Raw genomic sequence first — 20,916 nt, 5'->3', positions numbered from 1 at the left:
GTATTGAAAGATACGAAATATAGCAGGACTACGAAATGGTATTATGAAAATAGAATGATTATAAAAAGAGTATTTAATCTACTGAAGAATTCTAGTTAAAAAATTAACTTAATGATACCATAACAGCAAATCATTTGTCATAAAAAAAGCCTTACTATTTTCATAATAAGGCTTTTGTTATATTCACGAATAGCTATTAAACCACTAATTGTTTTTGAGAAGGTTTGAACTTCGTTAATACAATTCCTTTAACAGCTGCTTGATATTCTTCTAATGTTGGAGTTCTTCCTAAAATTGAAGATAACACTACTACTGGTGTTGATGATAATAAAGACTCTCCTTTTTTCTCTTTTGAATCTCTAACAACACGACCTTGGAACAAACGTGTAGATGTTGCCATTACCGTATCGCCTGGTTCTGCTTTCTCCTGATTACCCATACACAAGTTACATCCTGGACGCTCTAAATACAATACATTTTCATATTTGGTACGTGCTGCAGCTTTCGGCGCAGCATCATCAAATACAAAACCTGAATATTTAGCTAATACATCCCAATCTCCTTCTGCTTTTAACTCATCTACGATATTGTAGGTTGGAGGCGCAACTACTAATGGAGCATTAAATTTAACCTCACCTTGTTGTGCTTCTATATTTTTTAGCATCTGTGCTAAAATCTTCATATCACCTTTGTGAATCATACAAGATCCTACAAAGCCTAAATCAACCTTCTTTGTTCCACCATAAAACGATAGCGGCTGGATATTATCATGTGTATAACGCTTGGAAACATCTTCATTATTAACATCTGGATCTGCAATCATTGGTTCAACGATCTTATCTAAGTCAATAACTACTTCTGCATAATATTTAGCATCAGCATCTGGTCTTAAGGCTGGTCTATTTCCTGATTCAATTTCTGCAATACGATTGTTCGCCTTGTCCACTAAACCTTGTAATACTTGCTTATCATTATCCATTCCCTTGTCAATCATAATTTGAATACGATCTCTAGAGATTACTAATGATTCGATTAACGTTTCATCTTCAGAAATACAGATAGATGCTTTCGCTTTCATTTCAGCTGTCCAATCCGTAAATGTGAAGGCTTGATCAGAAGTAAGTGTACCAATATGTACCTCGATAATTCTTCCTTGGAAAACATTTTCACCTTCAAATTGATCTAGCATTTGTTGTTGCGTAGCGTGCACTACATCACGGAAATCCATATAAGGAACCATATCGCCTTTAAATGTCACTTTCACCGACTCAGGAATCGGCATGGTAGCCTCTCCTGTTGCTAATGCTAAGGCCACTGTTCCTGAATCCGCTCCAAAAGCAACTCCTTTTGCCATTCTTGTATGAGAATCACCACCAATGATTACATCCCAATCATCTACAGCGATATCATTTAATACCTTATGTATCACATCGGTCATTGCATGATATACTCCTTTTGGATCACGCCCTGTAATGAGACCAAAGTCATTCATAAACTTCATTAATCTTGGAATATTAGCCTTTGACTTATCATCCCATACAGAAGCTGTATGACATCCTGATTGGTATCCAGCATCTACAATAGGTGAGATGACAGTAGCAGCCATCATTTCTAACTCTTGAGAAGTCATTAAACCTGTAGTATCCTGAGATCCAACAATATTTACTTCTACACGAGTATTAGATCCTGCATGTAACGTAACTCCTGGAGTATTTCCTACAGCATTTCTATTAAAAATCTTTTCTACAGCGGTTAACCCTTGCCCTTCTATAGAAATCTCTTTAGAAGGCGCATATACTTGAGGCACCTCAATACCCAAAGCTTTACATGCAAAAGTTTGTAATTTTTTACCAAAAACAACAGCATAAGAACCTCCTGCTTTGATAAACTCCATTTTCTGAGGAGTTAACGCAGTAGAAATATCTTTTAATTCTGTACCTCCGTTATATAATTTCTTTTCTTTTGTATTGATGGTTAAAACTGTACCTGTTTTAACAGAATATACTTCTTTTAAGATTGGATCACCCTCTTCATCTACAATGGTGTTTCCATTTTCATCTTTTTGCTTTACCCAATTTTTAAGATCGATACCAATACCTCCTGTTACACCAACAGTAGTTAAGAAAATTGGAGCAATACCATTGGTTCCTGCAATTACCGGAGCGATATTAATAAATGGTACATATGGACTTGAAGGAATACCTGTCCATAATGCCACGTTATTTACACCTGACATACGAGAAGATCCAACTCCCATCGTTCCTTTTTCGGCAATTAACATGACACGCTTATCTGGATGTTGCTTTTGTAATGCTAATAGTTCATTTTGCATATCTTTATTGTGCTCGAACATAGATTGTCCGTGTAATTCACGATCCGATCTAGAATGCGCATCTGCACCAGGAGATAGTAAATCCGTAGAAATATCTCCAACTCCAGCTATATATGTTACAACTTCTATTTTCTCCTCTACTTCAGGTAATTTTGTAAAGAATTCTGCTTTTGCATAACTTTCTATAATGTCTTTAGCAATTGTGCTTCCTAATTTCATGGCCTCCTCTAAACGCTCTGTATCAGCTTCATACAAGAATACTTGAGTTTTTAGAACTTTAGCCGCTTCATCTGCAATTGATGCATCAGATCCTAATGCTAAATCTAAAAGAACTTCTACAGAAGGACCTCCTTTCATATGAGATAATTGCTCAAAGGCAAAAGCAGGTGAAATTTCTTCAACCACCGTTTCGCCCAGAATAATTTCTTTAAGAAATTTTGCTTTTACACCAGCGGCACTTGTAGTACCTGGTAATGTGTTATAAATAAAAAACTTTAGAGAATCTTCTCGATGAGAATTATCTTTATCCTTGATTTGCGAAATAATCTCGCTTAATAACTCAGCTCCATCAATTGGTTTTGGATGTAAACCTTGAGATTTTCTTTCTTCAATCTCTTTGATGTAATCATTATAAGTGTTCATACAATTTAAAATAGAATTCTTTCCTGGTTTAATCTAAAATGCTAAGAATATAAATAAAATTCTCTTGTTACTGCTAAAAAGTATCACAATTTTGATTCTTTGATAGCATCTTTAAAAACTGTATACTCCGCAGAGAAATAGATACGATCCTTACATTTTATGTTTACTTTATCACCTGTTTTTAACTATAAAAGCTAAACACAAAAATTATATCGATTCATTAAAAACGAATGCTACTAGTTTATAAAGAAAACCCTTTGCTGTAGATTTTTCATTATACTTTTAGTACTCGCGAAACTAAATCTTAAATCGCTAAAATTTATGTAATGACAAGTCCGACGAAAATACAAATTTTAAAGGATTTTTATGAAATGAAAAGCTCCAATGATATTTTTTTACATTATTAAAAAAAATATAGCATCTATTTATGTAAATCATTAATTATACTGGGGTTAAAATAGCAATCAACTAAAAAAATTATCTAATATTTTACACGTCATTTTATAGAATTACGAAAACGTTATAGTTAGTTGACAAATAATCGCTCCTAAAACCATCAATTTTGTCTTAAAAACACAAAAAAAGTGAAGTTATACCAACTTCACTTTTTTACTCTTGCACTTTATCGACTATTGATCATCATTTTTATGTTCCTTTCTATGGCGACCTTTTCTTCCTCTTTTTCCTCTCTTCTTTTTCATTTTCTTGTAGGTCTCTAACTGCTCTTTATTTAATGTCGCTTCAAACTTACTTTTAGCTTCTTTCATTTCTTTCTTCTGAGACTCTTTTAATGCTTTTTGCTTGTCCGTTAAAGTAGGGGTCAAAGCTTTATGCTTTCCTTTTCTAGAAAGATCTTCATTCTCTACAATTGCTATTTGCTCTTCGTTAAAGGTTGCTCTCATAGCTTTTCTATGTCCTATATGCATTTCTTTCTGCTGTTCTAATTGCATCTTCTGATCCTCTGATAAACTTTCATGGAATTCTTTTCTCAATTCTCTATGTTGTCTATGACCTTCTCTTCTATCTGTTACTTCTTCTGATTGTGCTTTGGCTACAAAAATTCCCAAAAACAAAATCATGCAGGTTACAATATTCTTCATCTATCTATTTTTTTTATTAAACTAAATTATTTCGAACGTTCACTACTTAGACTATTTATATAAGAAAAGGTTTAAAAAATATTTTAGAAATTTCGATTTGTAAGTAAATTCTTTATGTATAGTAAAAGTCTATGCTTTCTAAATAGAAGATATATCTTTATTTTCTCTTTACTTTTTAGCAAAACACGAGCATGTTTCTATACAAAGACTTAAATTGAATTAAAAAAAAGTTAAAAAAAGGGAATATTCCCCTATACCTTTTATTTTCGCACCTTCAAATTGAAAAAATTAGGAAATGGTTTTTCCCCAAGTATCCATTCCCGTAAAATTCAATTGTTCATAATAGCAAAAAGCCCGTTACCTGCTTAACGGGCTTTTTAATATCTTCTAATGATATCTTTATAAAATTAGATTGAAGTGAATAGCTAAAACTTGAAATCAAATTCGTTTTTTCTATGGGAATTACCATATTTCCAAGTTAAAAAATCCTTCACAGCCCTATCATAATTTACTATACTATCTTGAATAAGATATTTTGGCAGAAAACAACCGCTAATTTATTTAAACCTAAAATGATATTTTTTTCAGTTGTACTTGAAAAAATTCTGAAATTTTGTTTCAATTCATCTAATGAGAAACTATCCACTAAAACACTATCAATTCTATTGGAAAAGTTCTGAAAGGTTTTAGCGATGTACACTGCCCTCTTTATTTTCAGTAGTGGGTCCTGTAATTAACAATGTAGGCTTACCTTCTCAAATATTTTTATATGCTGTACTACTTAGAGAGAACATCTCCATACAATTTGCAATTCGTCTCATTGCAATATTGTTGAGCATGGACACGAATCGATAATAATAATGATAACGGAGTTATTTTATTTATTGGCCGAACAATTTGTAGTTAACGATCTAAAATAAACTTCTTATAATATCTTCAATACTTACTCCCTCGGCTTCTGCCTTGTAGTTCTTAATCATACGATGGCGCAATATCCCCATAGCTACCGCTTGCACATCTTCCATATCTGGAGAAAATTTTCCTCTGACCGCAGCATTTGCTTTTGCTGCTAATATAAGATTCTGAGAAGCTCTCGGTCCTGCGCCCCAATCAATATAGCTTTTTACTAAATCAGTTGCGGTATCTTCTTTTGGTCTTGTTTTTGAAACCATTTTTACCGCATACTCTACTACATTATCAGCAACAGGTATACGTCTGATTAACTGTTGAAAATCTATAATCTCTTGCGAAGTAAATAAAGGGTTAATAGTTACCTTGGCGTCACTCGTTGTACTTTTAACAACCTCTACTTCTTCCTGAAAACTTGGATATTTTAATTCTATCGCGAACATAAATCTATCCAATTGCGCTTCTGGAAGCGGATAAGTCCCTTCTTGCTCTATTGGATTCTGTGTTGCTAATACAAAATACGGTAAATCTAATTTATAATGATGTCCTGCTACGGTTACCGCTCTTTCCTGCATTGCCTCTAGAAGAGCAGCTTGCGTTTTTGGTGGTGTTCTATTGATCTCATCAGCAAGTATAATATTAGAGAATACTGGTCCTTTAATAAATTTAAAATGCCTAGACTCATCCAAAATTTCACTTCCCAAGATATCACTTGGCATAAGATCTGGGGTAAACTGAATTCTCTTAAAATCTAATCCTAGAGCTTTTGAGATAGTATTAACCATCAAAGTTTTTGCCAGTCCTGGCACTCCTATTAAAAGGGCATGACCTCCAGAAAATATCGAAATAAGAATCTGATCGATTACTTCTTCTTGACCAATAATAACTTTTGCAATTTCTTTTTTGAGTTCGGTATGTTTGCTTACCAGTTTTTCTACTGCTGCAACGTCAGACATATTATTTTTCTTTTTTTAACCAGTTACCGCTAAACTCACAGTCTCTGTAATCGCCATTAATTTTTATGTAGGTATCATTAATTTTTTCATCCTGCCATTCTCGTATGGCTTCAATTTGCTTTTTTCTAAGTGCTAATTCTTGAATCTTAAGATAATCCTTAGCATAATCGGCTATATGTTCATCATAACGATTTAAAACCGTTATTAATTTAAACTTTTTACGACCTTGACGATCTTGATCAGGAATCACCAATGAAACCTCATTGGTTTTTAGTTTTGATACTTGATCGTACAATATAGGATCAATTTTGGTAAGTTCAAAACGAGTATCTCCTGTTGTTGGATTTAATAATTGTCCTCCATCTTCTTTCGTTTCTTTTTCATCACTAAATTTTCTTGCAGCTTCTTTAAAGCCAATTGATCCAGATACTACTGCTGTTCTAACAGAGTCTACTAATTTCTGAGCTACTTCTACACTTTCTCTGGTTACATCTGGTATTAATAAAATATGTCTAACATCAATCTCTTCACCTCTGATCTTATCTAACTGGATAATATGCCAACCAAAATCAGTTTTAAAAGGTTCACTCACTTCTCCTACTTGTAAACTAAATGCAACATCCTTAAATTCTTTTGCGAAAGGAGTCTGTCTATTTAAAGTATATTTCCCTCCTTTAGATTTTGACCCAGGATCTTGTGAATATAATACCGCTTTTGTAGCAAAACTACTTCCGTTTTCTACAATATCAGTTCTAAATTGTTTTAATCTGTCGATTACCTTCTGTTCTTCTTCATCAGGAATTTGTGGTTCTATTACGATCTGCGCAAGCTCTAATTCTGTACCGAACAAAGGTCTTTCTTCTTCTGGAATTTCATCAAAAAACTCTCTTACTTCTTCGGGAGTAATCTCAATACCTTCCACGATCTTAGATCGCATTTGCTCTGCTAATCTATTTCCTTTATTAATTTCAAAAAGTTCTTTTCTAAAATCGGCTTCGCTTTCTTTTTTATAGAACTTCAATACCTTATCGAGAGTACCTAATTCTCTTGTCATATAATTTAACTGCTGATCTACCATGGAATTCACCTCTGCATCAGTTACAATAACACTGTCTTGCACTGCATGATGCGCATACAATTTATTCTCGAATAAACTTCCAGCTAATTCACAGCGACTTACATCTGCAGCAGATACTCCTTCACTTAGTAGTTGCTGATATGCAATGGTGATATCACTTTCTAATATTACATACTCACCAATAACGGCAGCCACACCATCAATTTTAATTTTCTGAAAAGACTTATCAGATGTATCTTCTTGAGCTATTTCTTCTTTTTTCTCGTCTTCAATAATCTCCTGCGAATAAATCTTTATGCTTGTACTTGACATCAGTAGTACTGATAGACAAATAACGTTTTTAATTATAGATTTCAAATTGTTTGTTTTTAATAGCATCTTTCGTAATGTCCTTTTCTAATTTTTTTATCAACTCCCTCTTTCTTTTATTGAGTATAATCTGTCGTATTGTTGGTTTTATATATTCTAAAGGTGCTGTTTCTTTTTTGGTAAGCACTTCTTTCATTTTGATCATATATACTCCCAACGAGTCGCGCAATTGCACATATTTACCGTTTTTCAAAATCTTATTCCTATCCTGATTTTTAAGAACCGGTATTTTATTCAATACCTGATCAAACTGAACCCAAATAGAATCATTAAATGAAGATGTAACAAACTCTAACTTTTTATCTAGCAATTCATCTCGATCTTCATCATTAAAACGATTAAAACGTGTTTGCGTTGCAACAATATTATTATAATCAGGTGGCAAATGTAAGTAACGTAATTTTACTAACTCTTCATTGAGCACAAAATTTTCTATATTTTCTGAATAATAAGACGCCATATCATCATCTGTAACCTCCATATTAATAGATTTATTGATGACAGCATCTTTGTAAGCGTTAATATATAATGTACTCTTATAGTCCTCTACAAGATTATCGAATTCTTGTAATTCACTCTCTGTTAAATTTCTTTTGGACTGATCTATGAATAACTGTCTTGTAGCCCAAATATTGATATAATTATTTATAATATTGGTACTATCTTCTTTTGAAGTATCCTTGGGAACAAGATCTTTTATATCATCTTTATAAAGGTAGGTTTCATTAACTCGGGCCACCACTTCTCTGTTTGTGGAGTGGTCTATTTTACCACAACACACAAAGGCTAGAAGTATTATGATGATCGAAGGATATCGCATTTTAGATTGACAGTTCTTTTTTAATTTTCTTAAGAGTTTTCTCATTTAGCTCTACTGAATATTTTCCTCTTAATTCATTTAACCACTGCTTTTCTAAATCTTCCTGAAAATCATTAATTACTTTTCCTTTTGTTTCTTCGAAAGTCTTAATTCTGGATGGTATAACTTCCATAACTTTAATTAGTGTAATGTAATTATCCTCTGTTGTACTTATTATTTCTCCAGATTTTCCAGAAAATTTACCTGCTAAATCATCTACATCTTTTTCTACTATTTGTTCGGTAAATAAGACCTTATTGGTTTCTGAAGTATTTACTTCTTTTTTGATAACATTTACATCTTTTCCTTTTTTCAAGAGTTTTTCTACTTTAGTAATGAGTTCTTTATTAGCGGAAGAAGCTTTCATTATTTTATAACTCTCATTCTGGATATAGTCGTTCTTTCTCGAATCATAATACTTCTGTAAGCCAAGAGAATCGGTTTTAGCAGCATTCCATATTTTAGTTTCCATTAAGTCGAATAACAATAACCCATCTCTATATTCAGAAATCACATTAGCAAAATCCTGATTATCTTGCTCTAAATTCTCTTCATAATATTGAAGTAACATAGCAGATTCATAATCTTCATATATTCTGTCTACTAAAACGGCTACTTCTTTCGTATTCGACTTACGGGTACCTTTATTTTGTATAAACTTCGCAAAATCCAAATAGGTAAAATTTTGATCTCCTATTTTAAACAAGTTCTTTTTTAGGTTAGCATCATCTTCTGAGAAATTCCATTTTTCATTAAAAATAGTGGATGGAACTATTTTTTTAAAATAGCTTAATGCTTTCTCATTTTTCTCTAAACCATATTTTTCTTTAAGCGAATTGATAAATGATTCTGTAATTAGTTTAGATCGGCTATCTTTTTTAACTCTTTGTGTAAGTTCTCCTTTTAACTCTTCGAATGTCTTAGGTGGATGTTTCTCTATTAACTTAACAATATGCCAACCATATTTTGTTTTTACAGGTTCTGATAATTCTCCTTTTTCTTTTAAACCAAAAGCAACCTTTTCGAAACTCTCTGAATTTAGCGCTCCTTGCCCAAATCTATTGATCTTACCACCATTTATTGCAGTATTACGATCATCACTATATTGTTTTGCCAAAGATTCAAAAGACGCTTTTTCATTTAGTTGCGCTTGTATTTCTTTAATTCTTTTTGCCGCTTGTTCTTCGGTTTTATCTTTATTAAATGCGACCATAATATGAGCAACCGTTACTTCTCCTAATGATTTTTCCTTATTATTTACTTTAACGATATGGTAACCAAAACGAGTTCTAAAAGGCTCAGACACCTTTCCTACTTCTGTTGTAAACGCAGCATCTTCAAAAGGATAAACCATTCGGAATGCAGAAAACCATCCTAAATCGCCTCCATTTTTCTTAACCGAAGGATCTTGACTATAGGCAACTGCTACTTTCTTAAAATCTTCACCGCTTATAACCTTATTTCTTGCTTCAGTTATTTTTTCATAAGCTGCTAACGTATCTTTTGGAAGTGCGTCTGGTCTAACCTGTACCAGAATATGACTAGCATTTACTCTTTGTTGTAAACGATCATAAGCTTCTTTTACCAGCGCATCGGATACTTTGGTATCTGTTAAATAACTTGCTGAGAGCTGTTTTTTATACCCTGCTAATTCTTTGACATAAGATTCTTTTTTATCAAGACCTTGGGATCTTGCTTCCTCTAGCTTTAGCTTATAATTGATAAATAACTCCAAGTATTCATCAACATCTTTTTGGGATTCATCTTTTACTAAATCGATATTCTTTAGATATACTCTTTTAAACTCTGATCTGTAGACCGGTGAGTTATTAATTGTTAGAAGTACTTGATCTTTCTCTTGGCCATATAGTAACGTACTGAAAATTACTCCTAAAAAAAGTATGATAGATTTTTTGTGCATAGTTCTTAAAAATAAAGTCCCCAATCGGACAAAAATAACAATATTAACGTGTTTTACAAGCTATTTGTAGTAACGTATATGATGCTTATATCGTATGAAAACCATTCAAAAAATTAATAATTCCTGATATCCGTGGTAGCTTTCAACTATTATACTAAAATAACGATCAAAAAATACACATCCAAACTGATTCATTCTTTATCCAAAACTTATGGTTTATCCATCTAGAAACTTCATCTATTCTAGTGTAATTATTTTCATATTCATGTAGTATCTTCGCAACAAAATGTAACGGAATTATCTACTAGCAAACAATAACTTTTATCTTTTGGAAAGAAAATTAAAACTTATATGGGATTTTAGAGGTCCTAGTGCTCAAAAGACCGCGGAGCACCATGTCATCCATTTAAAGGAATATATTTCTATAGAAAAACTCTCTCTTAATATCACAGGTTTTCAGGAGATTAACGAATTTCATAGTATCGCTTTCATGGTTGTTACTGATTCTGAAATGAAACAAGTCAGAGATGCACTAAAACCTCATCGTGGACAGCTTTATCAGAAGTAGATTTTTAAAAAATATTTGTCTTGGCACGTATATTGCCTTAGACCTTATATATTTGCAAAACTTTAAAAAACAAGAATTAAAAATATCACAATGAAAAACATATTATTTCCAGTCCTTTTATTATTTATAAGCATTCAGGCATTCGCTCAATCAAAAGTAGGTACTATTGATAGTGATTTTATTCTTTCTAAAATGCCTGAGCTTACTAAAGTACAGGAAGATTTAAAGGCATATAATGCTAAATTAGAAGCAGACCTTAAGGTAAAAGCCGATGAATATCAAGCAAAAGTAAAGGCGTACCAGGAAGGTGTGGCTACTATGACCGAACCTATGAAGAAGACAAAGCAAGAAGAAATTATCGCTTTAGAAAATGATATTGCTAAATTTCGTCAAAATGGAGCACAACTAGTTCAATTAGAACAAAACAAATTGTTACAACCTTTGTATACAAAAATAGGTAAGGCTTTGGAAGAAGTTGCTAAAGCAGAAGGATACACTCAAGTATTAACAATTACTAGTAGTGGATTAGCATATGTAGATCCAAAGTTTGATCTTACGAAAACAGTAATGACTAAATTAGGTATTCCGATTCAATAGTGTATTGAAAATCTATAAAAAAAGGCTTCGATTTTGATGATCGAAGCCTTTTTTTTATCATTATTTTTCTAAAAAGTTTTTATCTACTATAATTCGGAGCTTCTTTAGTAATCGTTACATCATGTGGATGACTCTCATGAATTCCGCTTGCGGTAATTTTCACAAAACGTCCTGTATTCTGCAGCGTTTCAATATCCTTAGATCCGCAATACCCCATACCAGCGCGTAGTCCTCCTACAAATTGGTGAATACTTTCGAAAAGTTCCCCTTTATATGCAACTCTTCCTACAATTCCTTCTGGAACTAATTTTTTGATATCATCTTCAACATCTTGGAAATAACGATCTTTTGATCCTTTTTTCATCGCTTCTACAGATCCCATTCCACGATACGACTTGAATTTTCTTCCTTCGTAGATAATAGTTTCTCCAGGAGATTCTTTAGTACCAGCTAACAAAGAACCTAACATTACGGTATCGGCTCCTGCTGCAATTGCTTTTGGAATATCACCTGTATATCTTATTCCTCCATCTGCAATGACAGGAACTCCAGATCCTTTTATTGCTGCAGCCACTTCTAACACAGCAGAAAATTGTGGAAATCCAACACCTGCTACCACTCGAGTAGTACAAATTGACCCTGGTCCAATCCCTACCTTTACCGCATCGGCACCAGCCTCTACTAAATATTTTGCTGCCTCGCCAGTAGCTATATTACCAACAATTACATCTAAATCAGGAAAATTCTTTTTTACATCTTTCAAAACAGACACCACGCCTTTGGTATGGCCATGAGCAGTATCTATTACTACAGCATCTACACCTGCTTTTACCAATGCTTCCGCACGTTCTACAGCATCTCCTGTTACTCCAATTGCTGCCGCTACTCTAAGACGTCCAAAACCATCTTTATTTGCAATAGGCTTTAATGTTAATTTAGTAATATCTCTAAAAGTGATTAATCCTACTAAGGTATTATCATCATTAACTACAGGTAATTTTTCTATCTTATTGTCCTGCAAGATAACCTCAGCTTCCTGAAGAGAAGTTCCTTCTCCTACCGTAACCAAGTTTTTACTGGTCATCACCTCAGAAATAGGCCTTTCATCATTTTTTTCAAAACGTAAATCCCTGTTGGTCACAATTCCTAATAACTTATTATCAGCATCTACAATAGGAATACCGCCAATACTATGCTCGCGCATGTTATTTTTAGCGTCGATAACTTTAGCATCCAAAGGCAAAGTAACAGGATCTATAATCATTCCACTTTCTGCTCTTTTCACCTTACGAACTTTCATGGCTTGCTCCTGAATAGTCATATTCTTATGAAGCACTCCAATTCCACCCTCTTGAGCCATGGCAATGGCCATTCGGCTTTCAGTTACTGTATCCATAGCAGCAGAAACTATTGGAATATTGATCGTAATATTTCTAGTAAACTTTGTTTGAATATTTACTTCTCGGGGCAGTATTTCCGAAAAGGCAGGGACTAAAAGTACATCGTCATATGTAAGTCCTTCGCCAACGATTTTGGATTCGTGTGCTGTCATAGCAATTAAGATTTAATTGCGTGCAAATATAAGCCTTTTTTAAAGGAATCCTATAAAACTGGTAATGTAAAATATTTCTTTGAGCATCATGGTTGTTTTTTATCAATCTAAATGATTTACCTAAATACCTCTAAAAATCTGCAAAACCAGCTTAAACACTGGATTTAAATATTTTAACACTTCGTAAAAACAATAATTTCGAAAAAAAACGTTTGTATAAGAGTCGTTATTTAACATTATTTTAATATTTAAATAGTATATTTAGAAAAGCTTTCCCCAAAGCTACCTAACCCCAAAAAAAAGCCTATGAAAATTAGTTTATACCTACTATTGATATGCCTATGTATCCATACGGCAGAAGCGCAGTTTACGGAATTACCTACAGCAGACCTTGCTGATCTTACTATTACTAACGATCAAGTAGAACAGAATAAACCAAAAAGAAATTTATTTACTAAAAGGATCATCCCTTTTACCTTAATTGCTTCAGGACTTTTATTAACGACAAGTGATTTTGAAGAATCATTGCAAAGGGACATCAGAGGATATACCGGAGATGACTTTTATTTGAATATAGATGATTATACCAGGTATGCTCCCATAGTTCAGATGTATGCTGCAGATATTTTTGGTGTAGAAGCTAGAAACCATTGGTTTGATCAAACAAAAAATTTATTAATTTCTACCTTAGTTACGAGTGCTGCTACCACCATTCTAAAAAAAGAAGTTGACAAGGCAAGACCTGGAGATCCTTCGCAATTAAACTCATTTCCATCAGGACATACCTCTATGGCTTTTGTATCTGCTGCGGTATTATACGAAGAGTTTATAGATTCTAGTCCACTATTAGCTTATAGTGGTTACCTTTTTGCTGTTACCACCGGTAGTTTACGAATGATGAATAATAAACACTATTTATCTGATGTATTAGTCGGTGCCGGTATAGGAATTTTAACTACTAGATTAGTTTACCATTATGAACATTTATTTTCTTGGAATCCTTTTAAGAAAACAGATGATATGGCTCTGGTACCGCAATTTACAGGTGATGGTGTTGGGGTTTATTTTTCAAAATCTTTTTAAAAAGATTAAATCCCTTCAGCATAGGCAAAATTTTCTTCTGTATTTACCTTAAGGTAGTCTAGCTTTAGATTTGTAATCTGCCTAAGATGTAAATAATCATGTGCTAGCCAATTTGCTAAAAATTGATAAGCCGTCATCTCCCCGAATTCAGGATGAATTGTTACATTATTCCATTTCGGGTTTTGTAATGACCTGAGCCAATTAATGGAAATACTTCGTTCCCGTAAAAAATCACTTAATACAGCATCATATTCTTTATTAATATAATCTCTTTGTTGCACCCATCCTTCTGGATCAATCGGAACAAATTCATTTTCTGGAGTTTCTAATATATGTTGAGTCCTTGCTCTGAAATCCTCTCGTTCTTCGTCATATAAATGGCAAACAATTTCTAATAAACACCATCTATTAGGTCTATCTTTCCAGAGATATGCTTCCTTAGGAACTTTTTTAAGAAGTGCTTCAAAAACCTGTTGATTTCTATATAACTCGTCAATGATTACTTGATACTTAGACATAATAATTAGTAAATATTTATTTGTTTGTATGCTTTGTAAAATTAACTAATTACTTCATTAATGAATCTCTTCTGATTCATGCTTTTTTTTGTAAAAAATTACCTGTCTAATGTATAGGAAATATTTCAAAACCTGTACACTCTTTCCATTTACAATCCACTCATAAAAAAGCTCTTATATATTTGGTTCTATAGATAGTCCTGAAACAAATTGAATTTTAAAAAAGGGTAAGATACCCCTTTAAAATTAGCTTTTTTCCTCTTTTTACAGATTTTATTAGTTACTACTTTTGATACATATAGTAAGAGTTATATTTTTTTGAATTAGCCAAAATCAAAATATAGCGAAAAGCCTAAAAATGGTATCTATAAAACTCTCTTTTGGATATGGGGCCAGTTAGAATAGAGAGTAAGAAAAAAATGTAATTGTGTACAAATCTAACACTAGTGGAAGTATCCAAAATTTAATAGTATATCTTTTTTAGGCTTTTCTTACATCAGAACCTACTATCTCAAGGACGAATACATAAAAGCTGCCTCAAAATACATCTGAGACAGCTCATGTAAGCATCAAAATATATAGTCTTTACAACTGCTAAATTGTTCTTCTATCCAATCTTACATAATCCACGAACATGTAAGTATTCCAGAAAACATTAATTTGAGAATTATTAAAAATTCCAAATCTTGCATCTGATCCTACATTTAGATTAAGGATAATATTGTGATCTCTAAAATTCTGTAATCTAAGATCATTATCTACACTATTGGTATAGTTTGCTTTAAGACTTCCGTCTACATAGATTTTAACTGTAATGTTTCCATTCCTATTAATCCAACGTTGTTCGTAAGTATGCCACCCTTCACTGACACTGTATTCTCTTGTGGCATTGGTTCCAAGTTGGTTCTGACCAACATTGCTACCATAAAATAAATTACTACCAAAATCTGCGCGATTACCAAAGGAATACCCTTCCATAATATCTATTTCTCCACGTGTAGGCCAATTGGTTTCATTCACTGTCCAAAATGCAGGCCATACACCATAAGTATCGGCAAACCCTTTATAATTATTACCTTCTCTAGCAATGAGCTTAATACTAGCTCGTAATCGATATTCTTGATTATTTCCTGGATGAAAATCGAAATAAGACTTTACGTGTCCAGACTCATAACGATTACTATTTACTCGATAGGCTTGTAGACGAAGACAACTTCTACCATCTAGGCTTGCAATTTCGGAATTCCAATTCCTGTAGTGACAGATACTAGAATTATAATCCGTTCGATTATGCGTTCTTTGCCACTTATTTAAATTTCCATTACTATTGAAGTTATCTGTAAACTGTCTTACCCAAGGTCCAGCTTTTCCTTCGATTATATTCTCTGTAGCATCTGTGGTATTTACAGCTTCTTCGATTAACTCATCTTCAGTCTCACAACCAAACGCAAATAATAGTAAGAGCAAAAAGTTTAGAAAGTTGATTTGTGTTCTCATAATATGATATTTAGTTAAAAAGAATGCAACTAAATTAGAAACATAATTACGAATACCTTAACAAAACAAATTAAACAATATTAAATCATCAAATAAATCGTTTGTTTTTTGTCAATATAAAAAAGTATTACATTCGCTTCATATTAGATTCCACAAGGGATCACAGTAAAATTTAAAACGCAAACGTTTTCGTTGATTATTTGGGTAAAATGGTAATGAAAAATTAAAACTTAAGAAGCTTTTAAGATGATTTGAGGGAAATAATTCGAAATATTATCAATTTTTACAAGTATAAACCAACGATCAGTGTTTCATCGATTCATTTTGAAAGATAAATCACACAGATTCTAACGAAAATTTTCGTTATATCAGGCTATCAACTTTTGAATTTTATCTGCAACTGATCCGCTTTCTGCAATTCTCATGATACCCAAAATCACTCGAACAGTCCAACCTGGATTGGTAATAATAAATGCTTTCTCTTTTATTTTTTTGGTCTCTGTAAATAATTCTCTGATCGAAAGTTTCTTCAGAAGTCATTGCTAATTCCTTAGCAAATTCCCATGCACCGTCTCTAGCCAACTCCATACTAAAATCAATTAGAAAATTATCTATATTGCCAAAGAGCTTAAGTATTTTTCTAAACGTTGGCCATATTTCTGATAGGTCTTTTTCAACTTCTATAACTAATGATGATAGGATCTCGTTTATTTTATCAAAATCCCCTTTAAGATCATTAATATTTTTCCCCTTAGAAATTTCGGCAGCAGCGATACCCAAATCCAAATTTATATGCGCATTAATACCGACTAGCAAGTGTTGTATTACAATAGGCCAATAATCTTGGGATACTTCAAAAGCTATTTTCCAGGAATCGGTTACCTCTTCTAACCTCAGATAAGAGAAATAAGCATGAATATATCTTTTGGCAAAGACTACATCTAATAATTCCATTCTCGCTCCATCATCAAAAAAACCAGCTTCAATTCCTTCTTTCACTCTAATAGTAACTCTTCTATACAATGCTGCAAAATACCCTAAAGGGTCATTTTTTGTCTTTGATATTGCTATAATATCATCTAAATTGATGATAACATCTTCGATAGTATGTATTGGTTTCAAGATTTTGCTAGATTACTGTGGTTCTATAGGTACATGAACATTTCAATAAATTTAAGAATTCGATTTTAATACCGTGTAATTTTCAGTAAATTTAATAGCTAGTTGATTCACCATGAAAAAGATAATAACAACCATAGTTATTTTATGTATTTATGGTTTTATGAATGCACAGACTAATCCTACTTTTTATGGTTTAAAATCGCATTATGGTTTTATCATTGCTCATTCTCCTGAATTAAAACCAATTTCACAAACCAACCCATATGGAATTCAATTAGAATATAGTTGGTTAAAGACTAGTGACAAAGCATGGAAAACTTGCTTTTGTTATGGCAGATCTGGTTTTTCTTTTGCTTACTTTAATTATAACAATCCGGATATTCTTGGCAGTTCTTACAACCTTATTTACTTTGTAGAACCCTATTTCACCTATAAAGGACCTTTACGTTTTTCGTTAAGAGGGTCGGTTGGAGCTACCTATCTTGATACCATTTTTGATGAAGAAACGAATCCTGAAAATGTACTATTTAGTACAAACTTGAGTTTTTTTCTTGCGTTATCACTTAACCTTAATTATCATCTTAATAATAAGTACGCGATCAACCTATCAGCTAATTATAATCATATTTCTAATGGAGGGCAAAAACAACCTAATAAAGGAATGAATTTCCCAACCTTTTCTATTGGAATTGATAGAATTATTAATGACACTCCTTTAAAAAGAAAACCCGAATCATTGCGATCTTATGAAACCTCCCTAGATTACTATATGGGTTCGTTTGCAAGTCTTAGATCTTCCGATAGAGAAGCTGAGGCTTCTAATCATCTTTTAATCGGATTAACTGGCGGAATTCTAAAACCTTTATCAGGCATTAACGGGCTTAATGCTGGAGTGGAGCTTTGGTATGACTTTTCTGATCGAGAAATCGCTAAACAAAGAGGAATTGATGATTCTGCTTTTTCTTCTGCCATTACTGCAGGACATCAATTTTCTATTGGTAGCTTTTACTTTTTACAATCTTTTGGTTTTTACTTGACACGTCCAAAAAACATACAAGGCAACTGGCTATATCAGCGATACTCCTTTTGGTACAGTATTGGAAAATCCAAACGTTGGACCTTGGGAGCATCTTTAATCGCCTATGGAAAAGTTGCTGATCACATGGATGGTCGCTTAATTTACATTCTCAATTAACAATATTTATGATGTAGCAGCTCCATCTATCATTTTCTTTTTTAAACCAACGATCTCTGATAATATCCTTATCTCTTTTTTAATGTTTTTTCGGATTGTAATTATCAAAATAACAGCTCCAACTATATATGAACCGTCGATCAAAATCATTTGCCAATTTTCAAAGTACAAACTAAACTCTGGACTAATCATATAAAAACCAATCGTATACAACGCTACGATAACTATTGTTACGGGTCCATGAATTTTTCTCCTAAACTTATAAAACGCTATAGTATCCTCTGTAGCATGTAATGCATGATCTAACATGTTTATTTTTTTGGATTTGGATACACTGATAAATTCAATAATTATTCTTATCAATAGTCCTCCTATCATCAAACTTACCCCTATTCTACTAAGCACTTTTTCTACAGGAGCTACAAAATAGAAAAATGCTGTAATCCCTAACAATACAATGGAAAGTACCACAATATTCCCGTAATGAAATTTTGTACTCCAAGTCTTCTTTTTTCGAATTATTGATAATACTTCTTCTATCCTATTTTCCTTAACATCATTTTCGATACTATTTTTATCTTTTTGCCATTGATTCTGCAAGGTTTCAAATTCATTCTCCATGTTCTAATATTTTTTTCAATCTTTTTTTAATTCTATGGATCTTTACTCGAACGTTTGTTGGTTGGATCCCCATTATTTCTGATATACTATCATAATCCTGACCATCCAGTACCATCATAATAAGTAAACGATCTATTTCTACTAATTTCCCAATAGCTATATATAAACTCTTGCTTTTGGTTGGATCAATTTCATGAGGCTCTGCAGGAATTGCGTGTAAAATTTGATCAATTGCCACTTTCTTAGACTTCTTTTCTTTTCGTATATGTTGTAAACAGGTATTTACTGTAATTCGATATATCCAGGTTCTATAGGAAGACTTTCCTCTAAAATCATCTAAAGAGTTCCAAATATTGATACATACTTCTTGCGAAAGATCCTTAGCCAAATCCATATCCCCTTTCATGTACCCTAAACACATTTGCAAAATCATAGGATAAGAATCTTTGTATATATCTTCGAAAAGTTGCTGCTTTTTACTCATTACCTAAAAATGCATTTACCTTTTGATAGAATACTTCTGGCTGATCAAACATAATAAAGTGTTTACTATCTGCTATCATTTCTATTTTTTTATTAGACAAAGTAGCGTATTGCTTGTTATAGTTCGACTCTGCTACTTCAATTGTTGGGAAAGCTGCCCCAATAATCAATGTTTCAGCAGTTACTTTATCTAGCACCGTTCGTAAATCCAGTTTTAAAAGATCAGTATACCCATATACGTATGTTTTTCGGTCGGCTCTCAGTATCCAATTTAATAAAACATCAACTTTATCTTTTTTATTGGTCATATTCTGGGCCATCATCGTAGCAGTTTGCTTAAACTGATCTTCATTCATGTTTAGCATTTGGTTATTATACGGACTATCATATTGGATTTGATCCACTGAAACGCCTGGCATCATCAATTCTCTCATACAAGGAATAGAATCTACCAGTATTAAACTTTTTATATCATTTGGAATAGCTGCGGCAATATCAATTGCCAAATTACCTCCCATACTATGACCTATAATAATTACATTTTTTAACTGTTTTTTCTCTATGTAATCAACTAACTCTTTCTTAATAGTAAGGTACCAAGGCATCTCGATAGGAGCGTTTCCATCAAATCCTGCGTAAGATATCAAATGATGTTCATGAGTGCCTTTTAGATTAGATACTGTTTCCTTCCAAACAGATCCAGGATTTGTAAAACCTGGTAAATACAGTACAGGTGCTCCTGAACCAGATACCTGAACCGTTATTGCTGGAGCCTGACTAAATGTGATATGAACTAACATACATAGAACTAAAGTGATTTTAAAATTTCTCATGATTTTCTTTTTTAATTTTCTCTTTGATGCAATTCTCTTCTAATTGTTACACCTAGTCCGAAAAAAATATCAGTACTAATAAAAAAACCTTGAAACCCTCTTAAACAGGTATCTCCTATTAAATCTAATAGTTATAGCTTCTATATAATTCGCTACTCTATTAGGCTATTTATATACGCAATTATTTTAAGAAAAGGTAGGGTATCTAGATCATCGAGCGTTTAATAATAAAAGAAAGGACTATGAGATTTTTACACACGCACTTTAGATTTAGTTTTAAAATTATGATGAATTTTATTAAAGAATTGCCTTCCTCTTGTGGCTATGCCATAAGAAGATAACATTTCTTATCTCATATAGAAATAAGGGAAAGCAAACAAATTGGAAAAATTGCATAATTATTTAAAAAGCCTATCTAGTATGATAGGCTTTTTTATGCATAAAAGTGTCTCGTCCTGAAATAAGTTGACGTAATTTAGACTTATTTATGACACATTCAGAAGAACCAAGGAAGAAGCGTACACAACGAGATTATAATTTAGGCTTTAAATTATCAGTAGTTGCTCAAGTAGAAAAAGGCGAAATGACCTATAAACAAGCACAAAAAGCTTATGGTATACAGGGAAGAAGTACTGTTTTGGTTTGGTTGAGAAAACATGGTACCTTAGACTGGAGTAAACC

General features: G+C 32.7%; 17 protein-coding genes and 1 pseudogene. 5 read left to right on the top strand and 13 right to left on the bottom strand.

The window, feature by feature from the left end; genetic code table 11:
• Window positions 1-196 precede the first annotated feature (196 nt).
• The 6 genes from ACWNT5_RS14820 to ACWNT5_RS14795 all read right to left on the bottom strand — a co-directional run bounded on the left by ACWNT5_RS14820 (window position 197) and on the right by ACWNT5_RS14795 (window position 10,166).
• On the bottom strand, window positions 197-2,974 hold the full coding sequence (locus tag ACWNT5_RS14820) for a bifunctional aconitate hydratase 2/2-methylisocitrate dehydratase (protein ID WP_299606869.1): 2,778 nt from the start codon (window positions 2,972-2,974) through the stop codon (window positions 197-199).
• Between the two features lie 629 nt (window positions 2,975-3,603).
• Window positions 3,604-4,074, bottom strand: a complete 471-nt coding sequence (locus tag ACWNT5_RS14815) for a hypothetical protein (RefSeq protein WP_299606867.1) — start codon at window positions 4,072-4,074, stop codon at window positions 3,604-3,606.
• Between the two features lie 911 nt (window positions 4,075-4,985).
• Window positions 4,986-5,939, bottom strand: a complete 954-nt coding sequence (locus ACWNT5_RS14810; protein WP_299899011.1) for an AAA family ATPase — start codon at window positions 5,937-5,939, stop codon at window positions 4,986-4,988.
• Between the two features lies 1 nt (window position 5,940).
• Window positions 5,941-7,395: a peptidylprolyl isomerase gene (locus ACWNT5_RS14805; protein ID WP_456517780.1), complete on the bottom strand. Its 1,455-nt coding sequence runs from the start codon at window positions 7,393-7,395 to the stop codon at window positions 5,941-5,943.
• Window positions 7,358-8,251, bottom strand: a complete 894-nt coding sequence (locus ACWNT5_RS14800; RefSeq protein ID WP_299606861.1) for a peptidyl-prolyl cis-trans isomerase — start codon at window positions 8,249-8,251, stop codon at window positions 7,358-7,360. Before ACWNT5_RS14800 ends, ACWNT5_RS14805 begins: the two co-directional genes overlap by 38 nt.
• Window positions 8,208-10,166 (bottom strand): peptidylprolyl isomerase, encoded by a 1,959-nt coding sequence (locus ACWNT5_RS14795; protein WP_299606860.1) that lies wholly within the window; start codon window positions 10,164-10,166, stop codon window positions 8,208-8,210. Before ACWNT5_RS14795 ends, ACWNT5_RS14800 begins: the two co-directional genes overlap by 44 nt.
• 328 nt (window positions 10,167-10,494) lie before the next feature.
• Here ACWNT5_RS14795 and ACWNT5_RS14790 point away from each other — a divergent pair, with 328 nt between their 5' ends.
• Window positions 10,495-10,734, top strand: coding sequence for a hypothetical protein (locus ACWNT5_RS14790; RefSeq protein ID WP_299606859.1), 240 nt, complete (start codon window positions 10,495-10,497; stop codon window positions 10,732-10,734).
• 90 nt (window positions 10,735-10,824) lie between these two features.
• The gene (locus ACWNT5_RS14785) at window positions 10,825-11,331 is read left to right on the top strand and encodes an OmpH family outer membrane protein (RefSeq protein ID WP_299606857.1); all 507 of its coding nucleotides are present in this window, start codon (window positions 10,825-10,827) and stop codon (window positions 11,329-11,331) included.
• Window positions 11,332-11,410: 79 nt separating this feature from the next.
• Here ACWNT5_RS14785 and guaB read toward each other — a convergent pair whose 3' ends face one another.
• Window positions 11,411-12,883: an IMP dehydrogenase gene (gene guaB / locus ACWNT5_RS14780; protein WP_299899004.1), complete on the bottom strand. Its 1,473-nt coding sequence runs from the start codon at window positions 12,881-12,883 to the stop codon at window positions 11,411-11,413.
• Between the two features lie 306 nt (window positions 12,884-13,189).
• On the opposite strand from guaB, the gene ACWNT5_RS14775 reads away from it, so the two are divergent.
• Complete coding sequence (locus ACWNT5_RS14775) at window positions 13,190-13,966, top strand: phosphatase PAP2 family protein (RefSeq protein WP_456517779.1); 777 nt, start codon at window positions 13,190-13,192, stop codon at window positions 13,964-13,966.
• A gap of 5 nt (window positions 13,967-13,971) precedes the next feature.
• On the opposite strand, the gene ACWNT5_RS14770 is transcribed toward ACWNT5_RS14775, so the two are convergent.
• The 3 genes from ACWNT5_RS14770 to ACWNT5_RS14760 all read right to left on the bottom strand — a co-directional run bounded on the left by ACWNT5_RS14770 (window position 13,972) and on the right by ACWNT5_RS14760 (window position 17,103).
• Window positions 13,972-14,484 (bottom strand): DinB family protein, encoded by a 513-nt coding sequence (locus tag ACWNT5_RS14770; protein ID WP_456517778.1) that lies wholly within the window; start codon window positions 14,482-14,484, stop codon window positions 13,972-13,974.
• 594 nt (window positions 14,485-15,078) lie between these two features.
• Window positions 15,079-15,981 (bottom strand): glycoside hydrolase family 16 protein, encoded by a 903-nt coding sequence (locus ACWNT5_RS14765; protein ID WP_456517777.1) that lies wholly within the window; start codon window positions 15,979-15,981, stop codon window positions 15,079-15,081.
• Window positions 15,982-16,371: 390 nt separating this feature from the next.
• Entirely contained in the window at window positions 16,372-17,103 is a 732-nt protein-coding gene (locus tag ACWNT5_RS14760) for a DUF5995 family protein (protein ID WP_456517776.1), read from the bottom strand.
• A gap of 112 nt (window positions 17,104-17,215) precedes the next feature.
• On the opposite strand from ACWNT5_RS14760, the gene ACWNT5_RS14755 reads away from it, so the two are divergent.
• The gene (locus tag ACWNT5_RS14755) at window positions 17,216-18,298 is read left to right on the top strand and encodes an acyloxyacyl hydrolase (RefSeq protein ID WP_456517775.1); all 1,083 of its coding nucleotides are present in this window, start codon (window positions 17,216-17,218) and stop codon (window positions 18,296-18,298) included.
• Window positions 18,299-18,304: 6 nt separating this feature from the next.
• Here ACWNT5_RS14755 and ACWNT5_RS14750 read toward each other — a convergent pair whose 3' ends face one another.
• The 3 genes from ACWNT5_RS14750 to ACWNT5_RS14740 are packed head-to-tail and all read right to left on the bottom strand — an operon-like array spanning window position 18,305 to window position 20,235.
• A complete protein-coding gene (locus ACWNT5_RS14750; RefSeq protein ID WP_456517774.1) occupies window positions 18,305-18,919 on the bottom strand; it encodes a hypothetical protein in 615 nt (204 codons plus the stop codon).
• On the bottom strand, window positions 18,909-19,403 hold the full coding sequence (locus ACWNT5_RS14745; protein ID WP_456517773.1) for an RNA polymerase sigma factor: 495 nt from the start codon (window positions 19,401-19,403) through the stop codon (window positions 18,909-18,911). The genes ACWNT5_RS14750 and ACWNT5_RS14745 overlap by 11 nt, the downstream gene beginning before the upstream one ends.
• A complete protein-coding gene (locus tag ACWNT5_RS14740; RefSeq protein WP_456517772.1) occupies window positions 19,396-20,235 on the bottom strand; it encodes an alpha/beta fold hydrolase in 840 nt (279 codons plus the stop codon). Before ACWNT5_RS14740 ends, ACWNT5_RS14745 begins: the two co-directional genes overlap by 8 nt.
• Before the next feature lie 487 nt (window positions 20,236-20,722).
• Between ACWNT5_RS14740 and ACWNT5_RS14735 the strand changes: the two are divergent.
• Window positions 20,723-20,916 (top strand): annotated as a pseudogene (locus ACWNT5_RS14735) (IS3 family transposase); the annotation flags it as partial.

This window comes from Aquimarina sp. 433 (assembly GCF_054054605.1).
Note: the sequence above shows the minus strand (reverse complement) of the source record. Positions and strands in the feature narration are given on the sequence as shown.

Excerpts from the sequence above, each read along its gene's own strand:
- ACWNT5_RS14770 (WP_456517778.1), bottom strand. The coding sequence starts at position 14,484 with ATGTCTAAGTATCAAGTAATCATTGACGAGTTATATAGAAATCAACAG.
- guaB (WP_299899004.1), bottom strand. The coding sequence starts at position 12,883 with ATGACAGCACACGAATCCAAAATCGTTGGCGAAGGACTTACATATGAC.
- ACWNT5_RS14815 (WP_299606867.1), bottom strand. The coding sequence starts at position 4,074 with ATGAAGAATATTGTAACCTGCATGATTTTGTTTTTGGGAATTTTTGTA.
- ACWNT5_RS14800 (WP_299606861.1), bottom strand. The coding sequence starts at position 8,251 with ATGAGAAAACTCTTAAGAAAATTAAAAAAGAACTGTCAATCTAAAATG.
- ACWNT5_RS14765 (WP_456517777.1), bottom strand. The coding sequence starts at position 15,981 with ATGAGAACACAAATCAACTTTCTAAACTTTTTGCTCTTACTATTATTT.
- ACWNT5_RS14785 (WP_299606857.1), top strand. The coding sequence starts at position 10,825 with ATGAAAAACATATTATTTCCAGTCCTTTTATTATTTATAAGCATTCAG.
- ACWNT5_RS14820 (WP_299606869.1), bottom strand. The coding sequence starts at position 2,974 with ATGAACACTTATAATGATTACATCAAAGAGATTGAAGAAAGAAAATCT.
- ACWNT5_RS14740 (WP_456517772.1), bottom strand. The coding sequence starts at position 20,235 with ATGAGAAATTTTAAAATCACTTTAGTTCTATGTATGTTAGTTCATATC.
- ACWNT5_RS14750 (WP_456517774.1), bottom strand. The coding sequence starts at position 18,919 with ATGGAGAATGAATTTGAAACCTTGCAGAATCAATGGCAAAAAGATAAA.
- ACWNT5_RS14775 (WP_456517779.1), top strand. The coding sequence starts at position 13,190 with ATGAAAATTAGTTTATACCTACTATTGATATGCCTATGTATCCATACG.
- ACWNT5_RS14810 (WP_299899011.1), bottom strand. The coding sequence starts at position 5,939 with ATGTCTGACGTTGCAGCAGTAGAAAAACTGGTAAGCAAACATACCGAA.
- ACWNT5_RS14755 (WP_456517775.1), top strand. The coding sequence starts at position 17,216 with ATGAAAAAGATAATAACAACCATAGTTATTTTATGTATTTATGGTTTT.
- ACWNT5_RS14805 (WP_456517780.1), bottom strand. The coding sequence starts at position 7,395 with ATGCTATTAAAAACAAACAATTTGAAATCTATAATTAAAAACGTTATT.
- ACWNT5_RS14795 (WP_299606860.1), bottom strand. The coding sequence starts at position 10,166 with ATGCACAAAAAATCTATCATACTTTTTTTAGGAGTAATTTTCAGTACG.
- ACWNT5_RS14745 (WP_456517773.1), bottom strand. The coding sequence starts at position 19,403 with ATGAGTAAAAAGCAGCAACTTTTCGAAGATATATACAAAGATTCTTAT.